Origin of the sequence: Nannocystis sp. (assembly GCF_016714285.1) — a bacterium.
In the GTDB taxonomy this organism is placed as follows: domain Bacteria; phylum Myxococcota_A; class Polyangia; order Nannocystales; family Nannocystaceae; genus Nannocystis.
Genome location: NZ_JADJNN010000038.1, coordinates 377661 through 395904 on the forward strand (window position 1 = coordinate 377661; position 18244 = coordinate 395904).

16 protein-coding genes are annotated in these 18244 nt (G+C 72.9%); 6 read left to right on the plus strand and 10 right to left on the minus strand.

The window, feature by feature from the left end; genetic code table 11:
- Positions 1 to 4: 4 nt before the first annotated feature.
- Together IPJ59_RS35135 and IPJ59_RS35140 are read right to left on the minus strand one after the other, a co-directional pair.
- Positions 5 to 274 carry a hypothetical protein gene (locus IPJ59_RS35135; protein ID WP_293247062.1) on the minus strand — a complete coding sequence of 90 codons (270 nt, stop codon included), beginning with the start codon at positions 272 to 274 and terminating at the stop codon, positions 5 to 7.
- Positions 275 to 1465: 1191 nt separating this feature from the next.
- Entirely contained in the window at positions 1466 to 2158 is a 693-nt protein-coding gene (locus IPJ59_RS35140; RefSeq protein WP_293275591.1) for a hypothetical protein, read from the minus strand.
- Positions 2159 to 2245: 87 nt separating this feature from the next.
- On the opposite strand from IPJ59_RS35140, the gene IPJ59_RS35145 reads away from it, so the two are divergent.
- The gene (locus tag IPJ59_RS35145; protein ID WP_293275592.1) at positions 2246 to 3250 is read left to right on the plus strand and encodes a lectin-like protein; all 1005 of its coding nucleotides are present in this window, start codon (positions 2246 to 2248) and stop codon (positions 3248 to 3250) included.
- 70 nt (positions 3251 to 3320) lie between these two features.
- Here IPJ59_RS35145 and IPJ59_RS35150 read toward each other — a convergent pair whose 3' ends face one another.
- The 4 genes from IPJ59_RS35150 to IPJ59_RS35165 form a co-directional block, all read right to left on the minus strand.
- The gene (locus IPJ59_RS35150; protein WP_293247069.1) at positions 3321 to 3707 is read right to left on the minus strand and encodes a hypothetical protein; all 387 of its coding nucleotides are present in this window, start codon (positions 3705 to 3707) and stop codon (positions 3321 to 3323) included.
- A gap of 61 nt (positions 3708 to 3768) precedes the next feature.
- Complete coding sequence (locus IPJ59_RS35155; protein WP_293275593.1) at positions 3769 to 5259, minus strand: hypothetical protein; 1491 nt, start codon at positions 5257 to 5259, stop codon at positions 3769 to 3771.
- Between the two features lie 28 nt (positions 5260 to 5287).
- Positions 5288 to 5653: a VOC family protein gene (locus IPJ59_RS35160; protein WP_293275594.1), complete on the minus strand. Its 366-nt coding sequence runs from the start codon at positions 5651 to 5653 to the stop codon at positions 5288 to 5290.
- 14 nt (positions 5654 to 5667) lie between these two features.
- Positions 5668 to 7518: a DUF2254 family protein gene (locus IPJ59_RS35165; protein ID WP_293247082.1), complete on the minus strand. Its 1851-nt coding sequence runs from the start codon at positions 7516 to 7518 to the stop codon at positions 5668 to 5670.
- A 114-nt stretch (positions 7519 to 7632) separates the two neighbouring features.
- Between IPJ59_RS35165 and IPJ59_RS35170 the strand changes: the two genes are divergently transcribed.
- From IPJ59_RS35170 to IPJ59_RS35185, 4 genes are all read left to right on the plus strand, one after another.
- Positions 7633 to 9111 carry a hypothetical protein gene (locus IPJ59_RS35170; RefSeq protein WP_293247085.1) on the plus strand — a complete coding sequence of 493 codons (1479 nt, stop codon included), beginning with the start codon at positions 7633 to 7635 and terminating at the stop codon, positions 9109 to 9111.
- A gap of 351 nt (positions 9112 to 9462) precedes the next feature.
- Positions 9463 to 10251 (plus strand): TlpA family protein disulfide reductase, encoded by a 789-nt coding sequence (locus IPJ59_RS35175; protein ID WP_293275595.1) that lies wholly within the window; start codon positions 9463 to 9465, stop codon positions 10249 to 10251.
- A gap of 125 nt (positions 10252 to 10376) precedes the next feature.
- Positions 10377 to 11162, plus strand: coding sequence for a cell surface protein (locus IPJ59_RS35180; protein ID WP_463673390.1), 786 nt, complete (start codon positions 10377 to 10379; stop codon positions 11160 to 11162).
- A complete protein-coding gene (locus tag IPJ59_RS35185) occupies positions 11159 to 11710 on the plus strand; it encodes a DUF6939 family protein (protein ID WP_293247094.1) in 552 nt (183 codons plus the stop codon). The genes IPJ59_RS35180 and IPJ59_RS35185 overlap by 4 nt, the downstream gene beginning before the upstream one ends.
- Positions 11711 to 11856: 146 nt before the next feature.
- Here the strand turns inward: IPJ59_RS35185 and IPJ59_RS35190 are convergent, their stop codons facing one another.
- The 3 genes from IPJ59_RS35190 to IPJ59_RS35200 form a co-directional block, all read right to left on the minus strand.
- Entirely contained in the window at positions 11857 to 12072 is a 216-nt protein-coding gene (locus IPJ59_RS35190; protein WP_293247097.1) for a hypothetical protein, read from the minus strand.
- A gap of 138 nt (positions 12073 to 12210) precedes the next feature.
- Positions 12211 to 15060, minus strand: a complete 2850-nt coding sequence (locus IPJ59_RS35195; protein WP_293275597.1) for a serine/threonine-protein kinase — start codon at positions 15058 to 15060, stop codon at positions 12211 to 12213.
- 56 nt (positions 15061 to 15116) lie between these two features.
- Positions 15117 to 15626 (minus strand): hypothetical protein, encoded by a 510-nt coding sequence (locus IPJ59_RS35200; RefSeq protein ID WP_293275598.1) that lies wholly within the window; start codon positions 15624 to 15626, stop codon positions 15117 to 15119.
- Positions 15627 to 15803: 177 nt separating this feature from the next.
- Here IPJ59_RS35200 and IPJ59_RS35205 point away from each other — a divergent pair, with 177 nt between their 5' ends.
- On the plus strand, positions 15804 to 16793 hold the full coding sequence (locus IPJ59_RS35205; RefSeq protein ID WP_293247104.1) for a trypsin-like serine peptidase: 990 nt from the start codon (positions 15804 to 15806) through the stop codon (positions 16791 to 16793).
- A 117-nt stretch (positions 16794 to 16910) separates the two neighbouring features.
- On the opposite strand, the gene IPJ59_RS35210 is transcribed toward IPJ59_RS35205, so the two are convergent.
- A complete protein-coding gene (locus tag IPJ59_RS35210; protein ID WP_293247106.1) occupies positions 16911 to 18242 on the minus strand; it encodes a restriction endonuclease subunit S in 1332 nt (443 codons plus the stop codon).
- Positions 18243 to 18244 lie beyond the last annotated feature (2 nt).

The following is an 18244-nucleotide window of genomic DNA, read 5'->3' on the forward strand; positions in this document are numbered from 1 at the left end:
CGGATCAGAAACGCAGAGCCACGCCCACGGTCCAGGTCCCGTGTGGGGTTCGACCCGTGGTCGGTACGAAGGCCTGCCTGGGCTTCCCTCGCTTGTACTTCACGTTGCGGCGCGCGCCGATGGCCAGGAGGGTGATGCCCGCAACCGCGAACAGCCCACCGCAGGTGATGCTGGCCACCCTAAACGGGTCACCCGCGAAGGAGCCTGCCCCCGGCTGGCCAATGACGATGAAGGCCGCGGTCGGGCCGGCGAGCGAGGCGCCCGTGATCATCATGCCGATGCCCTTTTTCGGTGAGGGTGGCGAGAGCGAGGGTGGTGGGGGTGGTGGGGGTGGTGGCTGGCGAGCTTCCCACTTGCGCCACTCCTTGGCACGGAGCCCGCCGACTGTGAGGAGCGCGGCGCTGACGGCGAATGTGATTCCCGCGAGTGTGAAGGCCAACGCCCCTGAGTAAGGGTTGGGTTCATTCGCACGATCCTCGCACCCTTCAAAACACAACCAATCGGCGGGGAGTTGCCGCACTCTGAAGCCGATGACGGTCAACAGGGTACCTGGAACGATGAGCCCAGCGCCTGGGATGAGCAGGCCCAGGCCACGTTTGGGCTCCGACGGCTCCGACGGCGGTGGCGAAATCGCGGGTCGTGGCTCAAGGTGCCGCACTTGGGGATCGATGACAGGCGGGGGCGGTATCGGCGGGGCGGGCGGTGAAGGCACCGAGGTGGCGACCCCGGGATCGATCGCCCGCCCTGGCGGCGGCGCTCGCTCCTCGGGGGTGCTCGATAGCGCCTGTGGCTCGGCCAGCACCGGGGACAGGCGCAGGTAGCTTCGTGCCCTGGGGGCGAGCATTGAGACATTCGCTGTCGTCATCGCACGCGACAAGGTCGGCCTCGCCTCGGCCCGGCACGGCGCCACGGCCACGAGGAGGCCCAACAATGAGCAGATCGGCCTCACGGCTTGTATGGTGCTTGCCAAAGGGACAAGATACCCGACGCCGATGACGCCCGTATATAGGTAATTCACGTACGTGCGAACAGCCGTTTCTGGGCAGGACGCCGACGGGCCGAGTCGCGGTCAAGAAGTACCCGATGAGCTATCGTCCACGGATGTGGGCCTGGCTCGGGCAAGCGCCCCGGACCACGCGTTCATGCAGCGGGCGACGTCGTCCTGGACCCACCCGGCGAGCTTGCCCGGCGCCGTGTGAAGCGGGGAGACGGAGCCCGGCTTGCTGGCCTCCGTCAGCGCGACGCGCCAGACCCAGCGAGCCAGCAGCAGCCGTTCGGAGTCCAGCACTTCCGTGAGAGGGACGTGATTCGCGGTCTCCTGCGACCGGCGCGTGAGGCGGACAAATTGCTGGCGGGCGAGGTCGAAGTGGAGCGCCTCGATGCTGAGGGTGCGCAGCTCGGGGCGGGGACCTTGCTCGGGTCCTCGTTGACCGTCAAGCGTGAGCGTGGACGATCTTACGAGCTCTCACTGCGCGGCGGCCTTGAGCGCCGCGGCGATCGCTGCCTCCTGGGCGTCCATTGTCGTGAGCAGCGAGCTGCAGGGGATGTAGTCGGCGACGGTGATCTGCGATTCGGGCCACTCGCGAAAGCCCACGGTGTCGGCGCGCAGCTGGACCTTGCCGACCCACGGGACGATGCGGGTCGGTGAGGCGCCGGGGCGGGAGACGAGGGCGAGGACCAGGCAGCCCTGGCCCTGGCGCGAGAGCAGGAGGCCGACGGAGACGCCGGTGCAGCCGGCCTTGGGGCACACGCGCTCGGGCTCGGGGCGGAAGTCGATCGCGCGGCCGGGGAGGTGCTTCTCGACCATGAGCTTCATCTGCTGCTGGAGCGCGGCGGCGAGGCCACGGTTCTCGTCGACGATGTCCCGCGGGATGATCCGCGGCCACAGGATCGTCACTCCGCCGAGCACGCCCGGGGACTTCGAGACGTGGCGCTCCTCGAGGGTCTCGGCGGTGGGGGCGGGCGGCGGCGTCGTCGCTGCGGGACCGGGGGCCGTGGTCGCGGCGAGGGTCGGGCCGGTGGCGGGCGCGGAGCCGCCAGGACCGCCAGGCGCTCCGGGTCCGGGCTGGCCGCTGGTGACCGGAGCGCAGTGCACAAGGGCCAGCGCCATGGCCAGCGCCGCGGAGAGAGACAGTCCGTTGCGAATCGAGGTGCGCATGGCCGCAGTGTACTCCAGTTCGAGCCACAGCCAGAGGGCCGTGCGACGCTTGCCGCCGCGGCGACGCCGGGGTATCAGCGAGGGACCATGGCTTTTCTCCGCGAGGTCTCCGCCCTGTCGCTGGCGCCGATGCTGGCGTGTACTTTCAACGCGGGTGGGCTCGGTCAGAGCGGGGAGACCGCGGATGCGAGCCAGACCGGCGGGGCCTCGAGCTCTGGCGGGGCGAGCTCTGGCGGGCCGACCAGCGATTCGCCGACCACCGATGTACCGACCTCCGTGGGTCCGACCAGTGACGCCAGCGCGACCGGCAGCACTGGCCCGGTCGACCCGGACACTTCGGTCTCGGCGAGCGGCACGACCGTCGACCCGAGCGGCACGACCGGGCCGAATTCGACGACCACCGGCGACAGCACCAGCGGCGACGCGAGCTCGGGCGGCGGCGAAACAGGCTGCGTGGAGAAGATGTTCTACAAGGACGAGGACGACGATGGTTACGGCGACGCCAAGATGACGAAGCTGGCCTGCGTGGCCCCGCAGGGCTACGTCGACAACGGCGACGACTGTGACGACAAGAACGGCGCGAAGAACCCCGGCGCGCCCGAGGTGTGCGGCGGCGGCGACAACGACTGCGACAAGGTGATCGACGAGTTCGACCCGGAGAGCAACACCGATTGCGGCGGGTGCAAGATGTATCTCTACATCGCCAACAACCGCGTCTATTACTTCTGCTCGGGCGTGAAGAAGTGGGCCGCGGCCAAGGGCGAGTGCGAGAACCGCGGCGGTCTGCTGGCCAAGGACATCGACAATGCCCACCACGACTGGTTGGTCGCGCTGCTGCCCAACGGGAGCGGCCCGTGGTGGATCGGCGCGAGCTCGCCGAACAACAACATGTTCACCTGGATCGACGGCAGCGCCGTGCCGGTGCCCGACGGCCGCTGGAGCCCGGGCCACCCATGGCCCGGAGGCAACGACCATATCGTGCTGGTGTCCAACGGCAACCTCGATATCTGGGCCAACGACAACGGCCGCTGGTTCGACCGTGAGGACTTCGATAACCAGCCCTACATCTGCGAGAGCGCGTACCTGCCCTGAGTGACCCGCTGGGTGCTGGCGGCGGGGCTCAGCGGCTGAGCCCCGACCTGGCCCGAGGGCCAGGTTGGCTTCACTTCGGGTCGGGCTTGATCAGCCCGATGAGGCCGGCGATCACGGCGAGCACGCCGGAGCCCGCGGCGAGGTAGGTGCCCATGCCGGCCTGGACCATGCCGCTCTGCACGCGCTCGTCGCCGAGGATCAGCGAGCACATCAGCAGGCCGAGGACGCCGAAGATGAGGTGCAGGGTGCCGAGGCCGCGGCGGAAGGCCTTGCGCCCGAGCGTGGCGCCGAACAGCGCGGCGAAGGTCGGCGGTCCCATCAGCAGCGCGCCGGCGGGATTGCGCTCAGTGCCGGTGAGCACACCGACCGTGATGGCGCCGCCCAGACCCTGGGTGGTGGGGAGGAACAGCGAGGCGACGCCGAGGAGCAGTGCGAGGAGGGCGAGGTTCTTGGCCATGCCGCGCTGAGTAACACGAGGGCGCACCGCTTCGATAGCGCCACGTGCCTTGCGAACGCTGTTAAGGGCGGTCCAGGGCGAGCGAGCCGGTGTCGTAGACCTTGCCCTCCTGCATGCCCTGGCCGAGCCGCTCGCCGAGCGTGATCTGCCACTTGTCGCCCAGCTTCACGGCGATGCCGTAGGTGCCGAGCGGCAGCTCGGGGACGGTCCAGACGCCCTTGTCATTGGTCGTCACCGCGAACTTCACGGCCGAGTCGGCGCAGGGTGAGTCGCTGAACATCATGTCAGGGCTCGGGCACAGCTCGACGGGTACGTTGGCCTGTGGGGTGCCGTTGCTGAGCACCTTGCCGGTCAGTCCGCCCTTGCGCAGCGGGCCGGCTGCGGGGAGCTGCGCGGGACCGGAGCCGAGCACGAGGATCGCCTCGACCTCGCCGACCAGCTCCGGCACGGTGCCGCTCGGCCACTCCACCTTCGCGTCGCCGGGTCCGAGGATCGCCACGCCGAGCTCGGAGCTCACCCACAGGCGGCCGCTGTCGTCGGCCGCGACCGCCTTGATGTTGTCGGCGCGAAAGTCCTTGCCGTCGCGCGACTCGTAGACCCGCGGCTCGCCGCCCGCCGGCCAGTTGATCGCGCTGTCGCCGTCGCGCGCCGCCAGGCCGCCGCCGCTGGCCACCGTCAGCCGCCCGTACGACGCGATGCTGCGGCCGCCGAGCGCGACCTTGGTCGCCACCCCGGCGGGGCTCACGTGCAGCAGCGCCGTCGAGGCCAGCGCGTACACCGAGTCGTCCGGCGCCAGCGCCAGCGACTCGAAGAACAGCATCGACGACGCGCCCGCGCTGCTGACGTCGATGTCTCGCCAGGCGCCGTTCTCGAGCAGGTGCAGCTTGTGGGTCGACAGGGCCCACACGCGCCCGGCCTTGTCGACCACGATGCCGGCGAGCAGGTCATCGCCGGCGCCGATCTTGGCCTTCTCCTCGGTGGTCCAGGCCCGGTTGGCGAAGTGCGAGACGCCCTTGAAGGTGGCCGCCCACAGCTCGCCCTTGTCGGTGACCGCGAAGGCGTCGACCGAGCCGCCGATCTCGCTGTAGCCGGCCTCGGTGATCTTCTTGAACTTGTCGCCGTCGAGGCGCAGCACGTCCTGAAAGCCGACGACCCACACGGCCCCGTCGCCGCCGAGCTGGAGGCCCTTGATCAGGGTGGTGGGCGAGTTGGCGAGGAGGGTGAACTTGCCGTCGTCGAGGCGGACGATGCCGCGGTCGTCGAGCGCGAAGTAGGCGGGGCCCGCGGGGCCCGCCGGGCGCGTCGGCGGGGTGAAGGCGGGCGCCTGCGGGACCGGGGTCTCGGGCTTCGTGTCGGGCGCTGTGTCGGGCTTCGCGTCCGGCTTGGCGTCGGGCTTGGCGTCCGCCGGCTTATCACTCGGCGGGGTCGAGGGCGGCTGCTCGGCCTTCGTGTCGCGGGCGATCGGCTCGGGCGCTGCGCCGCGCTCGCAGGCGAGGCCGACGAGCAGGAGCGAGAGCGACAGGGAGAGGGGGAGGCGTGGCGAGGCTCGCATCGCGCGCGACGATGCCACGAGCCCGCGCTCAAGCGAAGCGATATGCGCTGAGGCCGACGCGGTGCCCGTCCGGGTCGTGGAAGTACAGCGTGAACTGCGTTCGATCGAGCACCGGGACCCCCGCGGCCGCCAGCCGCTGCTCCGCCGCCGCGAGGTCGTCGCAGGCGAGCACCAGCACGTGCGCCGAGCCGTCGGTCGCCCCCGGCGGGCGCAGCGAATGCTCGAGCATCAGCAGCGCCTCCTCGCCGAGCGCCAGCCACACTGCGCGCACCGCCCCCTGGGGACCGTGGTGGACCGCGAGCTCGCGCAGGCCGAGCAGGGCCCCGTAGAAGCGGGCCGAGCGGAGCGGGTCGGCCACGCGCAGGGCCACGTGATGCAGCCGGTTCGGGCTCACGGGCGGCACGGGGTTCACGGGCGCAGCTGCACCGACAGGTTGAGGCTGTCGTCCTCGGCGGGCTGGTCGAAGGTCAGGCCCTCGAACCAGGAGAAGAAGCGGGGCAGCACGGCCTTCTGCTCGGGTGGCAGGTACTCGAAGTTGACGCCGCGGTCGTTGACCTCCCAGAACTCGCGGTCATCGAGCTTGACCAGCTTCTGCCACATGTTGCGGAGGCGACGGTGGTCCTCGCCGGCCATGTCGTCGGCGACGCGCTTGGCGAGGGCCACGGCGCCCTGCACGAGGTAGATGGTGGCGAGCTTGATCTGGGCCAGGCGGACGCCGCCGAGGGCCTTCTGCTGGTCGCGCGACTCGGCGATGTCGTCGACCGCGAGGAAGTAGCGGAGGATCGCGTCGTGGCAGCCGCTCTCGGCGCGGAAGGCCTCGGCGCAGAGGGTGCCGATGTCGTGGGCGATGACCTCGGCGATGAAGACCATGCCGCGCTGGAACGCGACGCCGCTGTAGTAACGCATGAAGCGGGCGATGTCGACGGCGCGGCGCTCGAGGATCGAGGCCCGCTCGCGGGCCTCGCGTTGCTCGCGTTCAGAGCGGGAGGCGGCGACGCGGATCATCGCCCGGCCCTCGTGGACGATCATCTCGCCGAGCTGGCGGTACTGGTGGAGGATGTTGTACGAGGTGCGGATGTCGTTGGCGTTGAAGGTCGCGCGCAGGTAGGTGTTGAAGAACTTGATCGCCAGGTCGAGGGCCTGGAGGTCGCCGCGGCGGGCCGCGGCCTCGCCGAGCCGGCGGGTGTCGATCGCGATCAGGTAGCAGGCGTCCTTGATCTGGGTCAGGCCCTCGCCGAAGATCATCTGATACTGGCGCAGGATCTTCCACTCCAGCCAGGTGCCGCGCTCGGTCAGGTCGCCGATCGCCTCGGTGGACAGCGACACGAAGTCGGGGCTCTGACGGTTCCACTGCGAGACCTTGTGCCAGTCGCGGCGCATGCCGGCCTTGGTCTCGCCGTAGAGCACCGCGAACTTGCACAGCGCGTCGATCGCGTTCGAGGCGATGTTCTTGTCCTTCTGCTGCAGCGCGTTGAGGCCGATGTTGGTCAGGTGCTCGACCGCCTCGATCGCGTGCAGCTGGCGGCGGTCGACCGCCTCGCCGGCCTTGCCGCGGATCGGCGTGCACGCGTAGAGGCCGTTGGCGGTGATGCGGCCGACGATCTTCTCCGGGTCGAGGAAGTCGAACACGTAGGCGAAGTAGGGGAACAGCAGCAGCAGGCTGGCGGTCATCAGCAGCATCGAGAACAGCACGCCCCAGCGCGGCACGTAGCTGGGGCCGATCGAGAAGTTGACCCACACCACGAACACCGTCGCGGTCACGAAGAAGCCGAGCACCAGCAGGTTGGTGCGCGCCCGGAAGAACAGCGAGGTGATGTGCGGCGTGAAGCGGGTCGCCGCCAGCTGGACGATGATGCTGGAGACGGTCAGCGCGAGCCCGAGGACCGCGGCCATGACCTCGCCGAGCCCGCCGAGGGTGTTCTGCGCCTGGTCGACGTTCTGGTAGAGCAGCGCCTGGATCAGGCCGGAGCCGTCCTGGTGGGCGTCGCCCGGGCGCTCGGTGAGCACGTTGAGCCAGAAGGCGAGCACGAAGATCACCATCGCCAGGCCGAGGATCGCCAGCACCGGCACCGACCAGGTGCGCAGCGGCAGCTTGTACTGCTGCATCGCCTTCGGCAGGCCGTCGGTGGTCGCGCCGGCCACCTGCATCGCGCGCCGCATCTCCGGCGTCAGGCGCATCGCCATCAGCGAGCTGGCCGCGACCGGCAGCTGCTCCGCCGTCTCGCTCTCGTCGGCCCCGGGCTTCCTCGGCTCGTTCACGCGGGAGACGGTATCAGAGGACGCGCGGTCGCGGGACCGGGGCCGCAGGCGCAGGCGCGCCCGCCCGCAAGGCCGCGGATCTCGGCGCGGATCCGTGGTAGTGGTTGCGGCGCTGTGTTGCAGCACGCCGGCCTCGACGACGCCCAGCTCGGGCCGCGGCTCGCCCGGCTGCTGGCCGCCAATTCTCCGCTGCCGGCGCGCGAGATGGTCGCCCGCGGCCTCGCGCCGCTGGCCGGCAGCGAGGCGTGGTTGGCGCTTTACCAGCTGTGGGTGCGCGGCGGGCCGACCCTCGCCGAGCACGCGGGTCGCACCGCTGGCGAGCTGCCGCCGGCCGCCGTGATGACGGCCCTCGCCGATCCACACCTGCCGCCGGTGGTCCTCGACTTCATGGCACGCCGGCGGATCCGCAGCCCCGAGACCCTGCGACTGATCGTCCACCACCCGCGGGTCCACGACGCCACCCTCGCCGCGCTCGCCCGCTGCGCCCCCGACCTCGTGTGCAGCGCGATCGCCAGGAACCAGCGGCGCTGGCTCGCCTGCCCGGCGATCGCGGAGCAGCTGGTCCACAACCCCTGCTGCGAGCGGGCCGTCGCCCACGCCGTGCTCGAGCTCGGCGCCCGCGAGGCGATCGCCGTCCTCGCCCTGCTGCGCCGCCGCGCCCTGGCCGGCGTCGACCTCCAGGACAGCCCCGCGACCCACGCGCGCGCGACCGCCTGGATGCTCCGCTCGGGCCCCGCCGAGCCCTTCCCCGAGCTCGCCGCCGGGGCCTCGCTCGGGTCCGCGGCGCCGGCTCGCCCCGAGGCCGCTCGCTCGCCGCGGGCCGCGGATCGCGACAGATTGGGGGCGCCGGCGCGCCCGCAGCCTCCGCCTCGCGGCCCCGCCAATGACCTGTCCGTTCAGGCAGGTTCTTCCGACCTGTCGCTTAAGGCAGGCCATCCTGATCCGGCGCCTTGGCGCGGTCCTCCGCTCGGTGACCTGTCGCTTGGCGTCGACCTGGTCGCCCGGGGCAGCGAGTCGCTCGCGCCCGATCTGTCGCCTGCGCCGGGCATGGTCGCTCCGGCCGTGCGTGGTGACCTGTCCCCACGGCCAGGTCCCGAGCTGGCGGCCGCGAACGATCGCGGCGTGGGCCTGGCGGCGCGGCGTCTGGGCGTCCCGGGCGACGATCTCGACGATCTCGACGATCTCGACGACCTCGACGATCTCGACCTCCCGATCGGCGAGGACTGGGACGAGGACCCGGCCGAGGTCGACGTCCCGGCGCCGCGCGGGGCCGTGCCGCTGCCCGAGCTCGAGCTGCCGCCCCCGGGCGCGACGCGGCCGGAGCACGCGCGGGCCCTGGCTCGCCCGGGCCGCGACTTGGTGCCGGTCGCTCACCAGCTCGAGCTGCCGGGCCCCGCGGCGACCCGGGAGCGGCCGCCGTCGCCTGACTATCGCGAGTCGCTCGCGCGGGTGCTCGACCCGGGCACCCCGTTGCCGCTGGCGATGAGCCTGCTGCACCGCCTGCGCGCCCCGGACCTGCGCCGCGTCGCGGCCGCTCGCCGGCTCGCGCCGGCCCTGATCGCCGCGGCCCGGCGGCGCACGGGGGCCGCGTGATCGGCCTGCTGGGCCGCGTCGGCGTGCTGCGCACGGGGGTCGCGTGATCGGCCTGCTGGGCCGCGTCGGCGGCGTGCTGCTCGCCCCGCGGGCGCTGCTCGGGAGCCTGCCCGAAGGGACAGGCCGTAGCGACGGCGCCGCGCTGCTGCTCGCCTACCTGCTCGCGGTCGGCCTGCCTGGGATCGCCGCCGCCGTCGCCGACCTCATCGCGCTCGGCCCGCTCGCGGGCCTGTCCGGGCTGGCCCAGGGCCTGCTGCCGCTGCTCCCCTGGTTGCTGACCGCCAGCGCGGTCGAGTGGCGCCTCGGCGACGCCCGGGCCCACCGCGCGGGCTGTGCCTGTGCCCGCTGCTCGTGCTCGCCGCGCTCGCTCACCTCGCCGCGCTCTGCGGCCTCGAGCTGCCTGGCCCCGGCTACCTGCCGGCGCTGCTCGGGGGTCTCGCCTCGCTCGTCCTCGCCAGCGCCGTCCGCGGCGCGATCGTCCCGCGCCCGCTGGCGGACAAGCTGTCCGTTCAGACAGGCGCGAGCGAGCTGTCCCCCGGGCCAGGCATCGCCGACAAGCCGTCTGTTCGGACAGGCACGAGCGAGCTGTCCGCCGGGCCAGCTTCTACCCACAGCGCCGCCCTGGCGGCCTTGTTGGGCCTGATCGTCGCTGGCGTGGTCGGCGTCAACGCGGGCCTCGACGGCGCGCGGGCGCTGCGCGAGTGGTCGACGCTCGCGCCGGTCGCCGCGGGCGACCCGGTGCCTGACTTCGACGTCGCGCTGCTGGACGGCGGCCGCCTGCGCGCGGCGGACCTGCGCGGCGCGCCGCACCTGCTGATCTTCTGGACCACCTGGTGCGGCGTGTGCGAGGCCGAGATGCCGATGTACGCCGCGCTCGCGGCCCGCCACCCGCGGCTGCGCGTCGTCGCCGTCAACGCCGATCGCGACGGCGATGTGCCGGCGCTGGTCCGGGCCTACCGCGACGCGCACGCGCTGGCCTTCCCGATCGCCCTCGACCACGGCGCGCTGACCCGCGGCTTCCGCGTGCGGATGTTCCCGCATGTCGTGGTGCTCGACGCGGACGGGGCGATCGACGCGGTGTTCCGCGGCCGCAGCTTCGAGCGCAGCCTCGAGGCCGCGATCACAGCGGCCGGCGGGTGATCCCACCGTCCTCCGATCACCGGAGCGACGCCGCGGCCCGCCGCCGCGGCCCCGCAGCGGCCCCTTGCGACCCGCCACGGCCCCCTGTGTGCCCGCCGCCGCGGAGCGCTCGACGCCCATGTACCATGCCGCGCGTGCGACGGCTCCTGCTCCTGCTGCCCCCCCTCGCCTGCAACGCGGCCGACCCCGCCGAGGTGAGCGGTGAGCTCGAGCCTGGCGCGAGCAGCAGCGAGGCGGGCAACGACAGCGATGACGCCAGCAGCGACGGCACGAGCAGCGGCGACACCCACGACACCGACGAGAGCCCGGTCGGCTTCACCTGCGTCCCCGGGTCCGCGCCGAGCGACCGCTTCGTCGACTGCGTCGAGTCGTTCACGCCGGAGGGCGCGAGCTACGGCCAGGACCGCTTCCCCGCGGTCGTGTTCGGCCCGCCGATGGCCGGCGCGGCGGGCATGGGCAGCACCGACGTGCTCTCGCTCGGCTGCGGCGGCGAGATCACGCTGTACTTCGACGACCCGGCGATCGTCGACGGCCCCGGCCCCGACTTCATCGTGTTCGAGAACCCGCTGCCGGTCGGCGACCTGACCTTCGTCGAGCCCGCGCGCGTGCTCGTCAGCGCGGACGGCCTGCAGTGGCACGCCTTCCCCTGCGCGCCCGGGAACCAGCCGCCGCTCGGCTGCGCCGGCGTGGCCCAGGTGTTCGCCGGCCCCGACGCCGGCATCGACCCCACCGACCCCGCGCTCGCCGGCGGGGACGCCTTCGACCTCGCCGAGCTCGGGCTCGCCGAGGTCCGTTACCTCCGCCTCCTCGACGTCGGCGTCGCCCACTACGGCGACCGCAGGTGGTGCGGCGGCGGCGGCGGTGGCTTCGACCTCGACGCGGTCGCCGTGGTCCACGGAGACGCACCATGAAGATCGCCGTCCATCATCGCCGCGGCGCCGCGACCATCCGTCGCGAGCAGCCGGACGCCACCGTCCTCGAGCTCACCTCCCGCGCCCCCGCGCCGTGGGTCAAGTTCAGCCCCTTCTACCCGCACGGCGACATCCCGGTGCCCGGCGCCGCCGGCCGGGTCGCCGCCAGCGTCGAGGGCCTGTGGCAGGCGCTCAAGGTGTTCGAGCGGGCCGACGTCGACGAGGCCAAGCTGGCGATCACCAGCATGCGGGGCCTCAAGCGCAGCGCCTCGAGCTACGGCCGCGTGCTCGGGCACCGCCCCGGCCTCGGCAGCGAGCGCCTGCTCGGCTACGTCGCCGCCCGCCGAGCGATCTACCTGCCGGCCTACCGCCACGTGCTCGTGCAGCACCTCGCGACCGAGCTCGCCGAGCTGGCCCGCCTCGCCGAGACCCCCGGCGGCCTCGTGCTCCTCGACTTCGAGACCAACGCGGACGTCGACGACTCGTCGCGCCCGCTGTCGCACGCCGGCCTCGTCATGCACCACCTGCGCGGCACCTGGCCCGTCTGAGCTTCGGGACAGGCGACACCTGGCCACGTGCGCGGCACCGGGCCGGCGCGAGCTTCGGGGACAGGCGGCACCTGGCCACGTGCGCGGCACCTGGCTGGTGTGACCTTCGGGACATGTCTACGAGGACATGTCCCGAGCACCATGTCTCAACCCGGGTCGACGCGGCGGGTCGCGGCGAGCAGGGACTCGTAGGCGACCCGCTCCGCCTCGGCCCGCGGCAGCTGGCCGTCGATCTCGCAGATCGCCGCGCGCTCGTCGAAGCGCAGGCGCAGGTCGTCGCGCAGCGACTCGTCGCGCACCGCGGCGATCAGGGCCGCGGCCTGGCGGCTCCAGCGGGACTGCGTTGCTTCGCGTGCACCCATGCCGGGCGGTGATGCGTCAGCCGGCGACGCCCCGGCAAGGCGCAGCATCGCGCGGGACAATTCACGTCCAGGGGCCCGCTGCGGCCGCCAATTCTGGCGACGCGCGCTTGCACGCGCGGCGTGTCACAAGCGGTCCGCTCACGCCGGAGCCCCCGACACAGGCGATGCAGCCGATGCATCCGCGGCCCCCGCGATGGCGACGCGCAGGCGCTCGGCCTCGGCGAGCATCGCTCGCGTCCGCTGCGGCTGCTCGCCCAGCTGCCGCAGGCACTCCGCGATGTGGCGCGTGGTCTGCTCGGTCATGTGCAGCGTGGGCCGCGGCGTACGCTGAAGGATCGCCAGCGCCTGCTCGAAGTACAGCAGGGCCAGGCGCGGCTGGCCGGCGTCGAGGTGGGCCCGGCCGAGCCCCTGCAGCGGCAGCGCGGCGCCGCCAGGCGTGCGCTCGAGCCCGGGCAGCGCCATCAGTCGGGCATAGGGGACGACCGCCTCGGCGCAGCGGTCGAGCAGACACAGGTAGTCGCCGATGTTGACCAGCACGCTGGTGATGTCCAGGCGGGCGCCCGCGTCGTGCAGCGCCAGCAGCTCGCGGTTGACCGCCAGCGCCGCCTCGTGCTGCTCCGTCAGGTGCAGCAGATTGGCCAGCAGCTGCAGCGCGTAGCTCCGCTCCGAGTAGGCGGGCGGGCGCTCTGCCGTGAACACCGCGATGGCGCCGCGCAGCCGGTGGATCTTCGCGGCCGGGTCGGGGTCGATGTCCAGCTGCGCCAGCAGCACGTCGAGCGAGGCCACGCGGACGCTGGACGCCCCGTACAGCCGCACCGCCTCGGCGCGCGCCTGCGTCAGCGACGACTCGGCCCTGGCGTAGTCCTCGAGGTCGATGTGCGCGTACGCCAGGCTCAACTCGATCGCCAGCAGCGACGGGTGGGACGGGCCGAGCTGCTCGCGTTGCTCGGCCAGCAGCGAGAGCAGCAGCTCGCGCGTCTGCTCCGGCTTGCCCTGCTCGGCCAGCGCGTTGGCCACCAGCATCCGGGCGCGCGCCACCTCCGGGTGCGAGCGCGACTGGAGCCGCTCGCGCAGCTCGAGCGCGCGGCGCCGCAGCTGCAGGACCCGATCGAGGCGACCGGCGAGCAGCTCGATGTAGCTCTCGGTCTCGAGCTGCGCCGCCTGCAGCAGCGGCTCGGGGGGGTCGCCCGCGGCTCCCTGCGCGAGCTTCAGCCACATGCGAGCCTGCTTCGCGTCCTCCGTGACGTCGGCGGCGAGCAGCGCCAGCTCATTCCAGATCGCCGGGGCAGCCGGGCTCGGGCCGCGGTTGGCGACCAGCGCGGCCGCGTCGCCGAGGGTCTGGGTGGCGGCCACGTGGTCCCTGTGCTCGCGGGCCTCGATCGTGCCGCGCAGCAGCAGGACCTCGGCCTCGAGCTCGCGGTCGCCGAGTCGCCTGGCCGTGGCCCGCAGCCCGGCGATCTGCTGCCTCGCCTCCCCGGCGCGCCCGACCAGCTGCAGCGCGCGCGCGCGTCGGAGGTCGCGGTGGGCCGTCTCCTCGCGGCGCTCGATCGCCTGCACGTCGATGTTCGCGTCGCGCTGGCAGCGGTCGATCGGCTGCAGGCGGGCGATCAGCTCGAGCGCGCCGCCGGAGACCGCGAGGTCGCGGCGATCGATCAGCTCGACCAGGTCGGCCAGCTCCTGCCGCCGCTCCTCGAGGCAGAGGCGCCGGGCGAACAGCGAGCGCCCGGTCTGCTGACCGTGCAGCTGGGTGCGCTCGCAGGCCTCGCGGCTCGCCATGGCCCACTCACCGGCGTAGCGGTCGATCTGCCCGGCGAGGCGCTCCCACGCCGGTCTGGCGAGCTCGGCCGGCTGGGTCGCCTGGTACGCCCGCCGCACCTCGTCGCGCCGCTCCGGACTCCAGGTGTCGAGCAGCGCCTGGTTGGTGCCGGGACACAGCTCGCGGGCGCCGACACCCAGCTCGACGCTGACGAAGCCGGCCGCGAGGGCGAGGCCGGCCGCGCTCGCCAGCAGCAGCCGCCGGCGCTGGATCGGCCCGCGCTCGAGCGCGACCAGCAGCGCCTCCATGCTGGCGAAGCGGGCCTCCGAAGCGAAGGCCAGGCCGCGCACCAGGACCCGGCGGAGCCACCCCGACACGCGCCCGCGTCGGCCCGCGGGCGGTGGTCGTACGCCGCGGTTGTCGACCAGCGCCGCGAGCACGTCGTTGGCGAAGGGCCGGTGCCCGTAGAGCGCCTCGTGGAGCGCGACGCAGAACGAGAACTGATCGCTGCGCGCGTCGCAGCTGCGGCCGAGCGCCTGCTCCGGCGACATGTAGCCCGGGGTGCCGGCGCTCGGTTCGGTGGCGGGGCTCGGCGGGATGTCGACCGCCGTGGTGCTGGGCTGCGACGCGACGCTCGCGGGCTCGGGCCGCGGACGCGGTCCACGGGCGAGGCCGAAGTCGACGATGCGCACGCGGCCGTCCTCGCCGACCAGCACGTTGCTCGGCTTGAAGTCGCGGTGCACGAGCCCGGCCGCGTGGGCCGCCGCGAGGCCGCGCCCGGCGGCGATGAAGTGCGCCACGATCTCCGCCTCGCTGCGCGGCGCGTCGAGCCAGCGCAGCAGCGTGTGTCCGGGGACATACTCCATAGCGATGAAGATCTCGTCGCCGTGCTCGCCGACCTCGTAGATGTGGATGACATTCGGGTGCGACAGGCGGGCGAGCGCGCGGGCCTCGGCGAGCAGGCGCTGGTGCTCGGCGAGGCGCTGCTCCGTCGCGTCCGGGCGGATCACCTTGAGCGCGACGACGCGGCCCAGCGTGTCGTCCTCGGCGGCGTAGACGACCCCCATGCCGCCCTGGCCGAGCGATCGTTGCACGCGGAAGCGACCGATGCGCAGCGGCTCCGCGGGTACGCCGAACATGCGCGCGCCGAGCCGTCGGCGCATCGCCTCGGCCTCGAGCGAGCGCGCCAGGGGGCCCCCGAGCCCCGGGCTCGTCGTCTCCGGCTCCGACACGCGATCGTCCACCTTACGCCTATTACTTGCTCGCCCCGCGGATCACAAGCGCCGGGTCAGGGGCGCTTGACCCGGATCTTGATGTGCAGGGGCTCGGGCAGGTTCGGGTTGATGAACTCCCAGCCCCACTCGGTCACGCTGCTGCTCGGCACGGAGAAGGTGATCGTCGTGGTGCTGCCGGCCAGGGACCACGTGGCGGTGCCGGCGTGGCCCGAGGGCACCTTGATGATGGTCGTGTCGTTCTCGTCGAGCACGGGGACCGTCGCCGTCCGCGGCTCGAAGTAGATCGCCACGGAGGTGACCGCGCTGTCCGGCACGTCGACGCGGATCACGTCGATCTGCGAGCCCGTGCTGCCGCTGCCGGTGTAGCAGCGGCCGTCGGACTCGTGATAGACCGTCGGCGCGCTGGTGACGGTGGATAGGGTGTTCAAAAGGTGCCAGTTGGTAGCCATCTCGTCGCTCCCAGAGAAGTTGCGGTAGCGGGCTCGCGGCGGCGCCGCATTGGCCCGCCGCGCCCGTCGGGGGTTAGTGCCGCGGCGGCGAAGATCCGTCACGGCGAACTCCACGTTGCGATCATCGGCGCTGTAGCGAGCAGCCGCGGTCGAAGTCCGGGCTGATCGCGAGCTCGGCGACCACGCCGGCACGCTGCGCAGGCGCGCGACGAGGTGCCGCCGCACGGGTCGCGGCCATCGACCACGCCGATCGTCGTGACGGCTTGAGCGGGGCCCGACACTACCCGGCGCATGGCCTTGCTGTCGGTCCTCGCCGGTGTTCCGCCCTTCCTCATGGCTCGCGAGCTGCGCACGCGGGCGGGGGCCTTCGAGCCCGGAATGTCCCCCGGGCCCGAGCCCCCGCCCGCGCTGCGCGAGGCCGTGCGCCCGCTGTCCGACCAGGCGATCGCGGCCGCGTTGCTCGAGCAGCTGCGCAGCGCAGCGCTGGCGATCTATGGAGCCGACGATCGCATCGAGGCCTACGAGGTGCAGGGTAGCGAGCAGCGGCGGGCGCTGGACTGCACGGCCGCGGTGTTCTTCGACGCCGCGGTGCAGGACGCTGGCGACGACATGCGCTCGCTGTACACCCGGCCGTTCGGGCCGATGAAGCAGCTGTGCCCCGGGGAGCGCTTCTACAACCAGCCGTCGGGGGCCGCGGCGACCGGGGTGTTGGTCGGCCCGGACCTCGTGGTGACGGCGGCCCACGTGGCCCGGAGGATCCCCTGGCAGCGAATGTGCCTCGTGTTTGGCTTCGAGATGGAGGACCCCTTCGTCGCGCGCGAGCGGATCCCCGCTGGCGACGTGTACCGCGTGGCCGAGCTGGTCGCGCGTGGCGACTTCGGCGAGCCCCCGCGGGACTGGGTGGTGCTGCGCCTCGATCGCCGCGCCGAGGGTCGGCCCTTCGCGGCGATCAACCGCGACCGTCCGCTCGCCGTGGGCCAGGCGATCTACACCGTCGGGCACCCGATGGGGCTGCCGGTCAAGTTCGCCGGCAACGGCCGCGTGCTCGAGCGCGGCGACGACGACACCTTCACGGCCAACCTCGACGTCTTCCCGGTCTGCTCCGGCTCGCCGGTGTTCAACGCCGAGACCCACGCGCTCGAGGGCATCGTCCTCGCCGACCCGACGCTCGACCACTTCCTCCCGGTCGACGGCTGCTATGTGCAGGCGACCGTCCCCGAGGAGGACGGCGTCGGCAACGTGCACCTGCGCGCGCGCCACTTCGCGGGCGCCGTCGGGTAGCCAGGCGCGTGGGCCGCTGCGGTCCGGCGGTCGGCGACACCGACCGCGCCGGCCCTCGCTTCTCGACATGGCGGTAGGGACATGTCCCTTGCGCCATGCTCCGACTCGGCGGTCAGTTCACGGCAGGCGGGTGCCCGCGAGCTCGCCGCTGGTGAGCTTGACGAGGAGGGTCGCGCGGGCGCGGGCGAGGCTGTGCAGCAGCTGGCCGTGGCCGGCGATGCGGGCGAAGGCGGGCGCGGTGCGGCGCTCGAAGGCCTCGGCGAGGGCGTCGGGGGGGCGGGCGACCAGGATCTCGCGCATGTCCTTCTGGCTGACGTGGCCAAGGCCGGTGGTCTGGCGGCTGCGGGCGAGCTGGACGAAGCGGGGCTGGAGCTCGCGGAGCAGGCAGTAGGTGAAGGCGCGCCAGCGCGGCGCGGGCGGGACGACCTTGAAGATGTGCTGGTTCAGCCAGGCGGGTCCGCGCTGCCACAGGAAGGTGCCGATCGAGCTGTGGGGGTTGCCGGACCAGGCCATCAGGATGTCGCCGCTGGTGATCGCTCGCGCGTCGGGGCGGGCCGCGGCGAAGCGGGTCTGATCGGTGATGCCGCGCTTGATCTCGGCGATCTTGATCACGGGCAGGCCGCGGCCGTCGGGGCTGAAGTCGGCGGCGGTGAAGGGCGTGCCGTTCTGGAAGCTGGCGCACTCGGTCAGCGGCACGTTGCGCCAGCCGCGGGGCATCGGGGCGACGGGGCCGGGCTCGAGGGCGTCGGGGAACAGCGCGGCCTCGCCGGCGTCGGTGCTCGCGTGACGCTCGCCGCGGGCGCGGCTGTACGTCGGGTCATGTTCCAGGAACCATGACCGAAAGAGCAGGCGGACCAGGCGGTCGAGCTGGTCGTCGATGGCCTCGGCGAGCGCGGCGCGGGCGTCGATGCGGCCGAGGGCGCGGGCGATCGCGCGTTGCTCGGCGAGCGGTGGCAGGCGCACGGGGGTGGCGCGGAGGATCGCCAGGTTGGTGTGCGGGACGCCGGCGGTGATCGTGTGGCGGGCGACGTAGTCGCGGATCTCCGGGGTCAGCAGCCAGTAGTAGATGTACTCGGGGTCGACGCGGGCGGGGTCGCAGGTGATCTTCATCTGGCTCTGCGAGAGGATGAAGCGCGGCCACGGCGTGCCCTGCGGGACCAGGCCGACCTGATCGAGGGTGCCGCGCTGGGTGACGACGACGTCGCCGGGGCGGGCGGTGTGGCGGGCGAGCAGGTCGGCCTTGGCCTCGGCGATGAACACGAGGTCGTCGGTGTAGAAGCGGCGCTCGCCGGCGCCGAGGTTACTGCCGCGGATGACGGGCACGCCTGCGTCGACGTAGTCGGCGCGGCCGAGGTCCGAGCCGAAGGGGCCGCCGGCGATCGCGTGCGGCGCGGGGGCCTTGAGATCGTCGAGGGTGCAGGCGGTCCAGCCGGACGGGAGCGGGCTCATGA

What these genes read in the sequence shown, in the direction of transcription:
- IPJ59_RS35135 (WP_293247062.1), bottom strand. Translation starts at nt 274, where the DNA reads ATGATGATCACGGGCGCCTCGCTCGCCGGCCCGACCGCGGCCTTCATC.
- IPJ59_RS35140 (WP_293275591.1), bottom strand. Translation starts at nt 2,158, where the DNA reads ATGCGCACCTCGATTCGCAACGGACTGTCTCTCTCCGCGGCGCTGGCC.
- IPJ59_RS35145 (WP_293275592.1), top strand. Translation starts at nt 2,246, where the DNA reads ATGGCTTTTCTCCGCGAGGTCTCCGCCCTGTCGCTGGCGCCGATGCTG.
- IPJ59_RS35150 (WP_293247069.1), bottom strand. Translation starts at nt 3,707, where the DNA reads ATGGCCAAGAACCTCGCCCTCCTCGCACTGCTCCTCGGCGTCGCCTCG.
- IPJ59_RS35155 (WP_293275593.1), bottom strand. Translation starts at nt 5,259, where the DNA reads ATGCGAGCCTCGCCACGCCTCCCCCTCTCCCTGTCGCTCTCGCTCCTG.
- IPJ59_RS35180 (WP_463673390.1), top strand. Translation starts at nt 10,377, where the DNA reads ATGCCGCGCGTGCGACGGCTCCTGCTCCTGCTGCCCCCCCTCGCCTGC.
- IPJ59_RS35185 (WP_293247094.1), top strand. Translation starts at nt 11,159, where the DNA reads ATGAAGATCGCCGTCCATCATCGCCGCGGCGCCGCGACCATCCGTCGC.
- IPJ59_RS35190 (WP_293247097.1), bottom strand. Translation starts at nt 12,072, where the DNA reads ATGGGTGCACGCGAAGCAACGCAGTCCCGCTGGAGCCGCCAGGCCGCG.
- IPJ59_RS35205 (WP_293247104.1), top strand. Translation starts at nt 15,804, where the DNA reads ATGGCCTTGCTGTCGGTCCTCGCCGGTGTTCCGCCCTTCCTCATGGCT.
- IPJ59_RS35210 (WP_293247106.1), bottom strand. Translation starts at nt 18,242, where the DNA reads ATGAGCCCGCTCCCGTCCGGCTGGACCGCCTGCACCCTCGACGATCTC.